Genomic DNA, 1,456 nt, shown 5'->3' on the forward strand with positions numbered 1-1,456 from the left:
TGTAGTGCCCCCAAAAAGTTAGACACTTCTTGGGGGCATTTTTATGGATAAAAGGATAAAATACAGCTTAAAGCAAAAGTTAGCGGCAGTTGTCGCTGTAGAAAAAGGGAATGAATCTATACATTCAGTGGCTAACCGTCTTGGTTGCTCTAGATCCAATGTTCGGCAATGGATTGGTCACTACAAACAACATGGTAAAGCAGGCTTAAACTTACATGTTGGGAGATATTCGGGAGACTTTAAAGTAGATGTTGTGCAACATATGTTGAATAACAGGTTATCTTTGGTGAAAACATCCACCCTCTTCGGTATTCCTAATATCAGTACTGTTTATAGCTGGTTAAAGATCTATGAGGGTAAGGGAATCTCAGCTTTAATGCATGAGAGTAGAGGAAGGAAAAAGCAATCCATGGGAAGAAAGAAACAAAAAACAGATACGAACTTAACAACAACTGAAGCACAGGAACTTGCTGCCCTGAAGGCAGAGGTGGAATGGCTACGTGCAGAAAATGCTCTTTTAAAAAAGTTAGATGCCTTAATCCAGGAAGAAGAAGCCCGAATACAACGAGGCATACAGCAGAAGCCATCAAGGAATTAAGGCACAGTCACTCTCAGGAACTACTCCTGAAAATATCAAAGATGGCAAGAAGCACATTTTATTACTGCCTCAAGCAGTTGAAACAAGTGGATAAATGGGCACCGTTAAGAGCAAAAATTAAATTGATTTATCATCAACATAAAGGCAGATATGGCTATAGGCGTATTGCACTTGCGATGAGGCAACAAGGGCAGATTATTAACCATAAGACGATACTCCGAATCATGAATGAATGTGGGTTGAAATCTCTGGTTAAAATAAAGAAATATAAGTCTTACAGAGGGGAGCAGGGGAAGGTTGCCCCTAATTTTCTTCAGCGTAATTTTTATTCGGCAAAGCCTAATAAAAAATGGGTTACAGATGTGACAGAATTTTCTGTGGGAGGCAAAAAACTCTATCTGTCGCCTATTATGGATTTATATAATGGTGAGATTGTAAGTTATAGTCTATCAGAGCGTCCTACTTCAAATCTAACTATGAAAATGTTACAAAAAGCATTGACGAAATTACCTGAGAAATCTAAACTGATATTGCACTCCGACCAAGGATGGCAATATCAGATGGCTGCCTGGCAACAGATATTGAAAAAGAGGAAAATCAAACAAAGTATGTCCAGAAAAGGGAACTGCCTTGATAATGCCGCTATGGAGAACTTCTTCTCCATACTTAAATCAGAGCTGTTTTACCTTAAAAAGTTCAACTCTATACTCGCTCTAAAAAGAGATATTATTAAATATATTTATTATTACAATAACTATAGGATCAAATTAAAATTAAACGGCTTGAGTCCAGTACAATACCGAACTAAAGCCGCTTAAATTAATAGTCATTTTTGTCCAAACTTTTGGGTGCACTACA

General features: G+C 37.7%; 2 protein-coding genes. Both read left to right on the plus strand.

Features of this window, described 5'->3' with window-relative positions; genetic code table 11:
* The first annotated feature begins 43 nt into the window (after positions 1 to 43).
* On the plus strand, positions 44 to 598 hold the full coding sequence (locus tag HGH91_RS30925) for a helix-turn-helix domain-containing protein (RefSeq protein WP_168743102.1): 555 nt from the start codon (positions 44 to 46) through the stop codon (positions 596 to 598).
* Positions 493 to 1,416: an IS3 family transposase gene (locus HGH91_RS30930; RefSeq protein ID WP_168743103.1), complete on the plus strand. Its 924-nt coding sequence runs from the start codon at positions 493 to 495 to the stop codon at positions 1,414 to 1,416. Before HGH91_RS30925 ends, HGH91_RS30930 begins: the two co-directional genes overlap by 106 nt.
* Positions 1,417 to 1,456 lie beyond the last annotated feature (40 nt).

This window comes from Chitinophaga eiseniae (genome assembly GCF_012641265.1).
GTDB lineage: Bacteria > Bacteroidota > Bacteroidia > Chitinophagales > Chitinophagaceae > Chitinophaga > Chitinophaga eiseniae_A.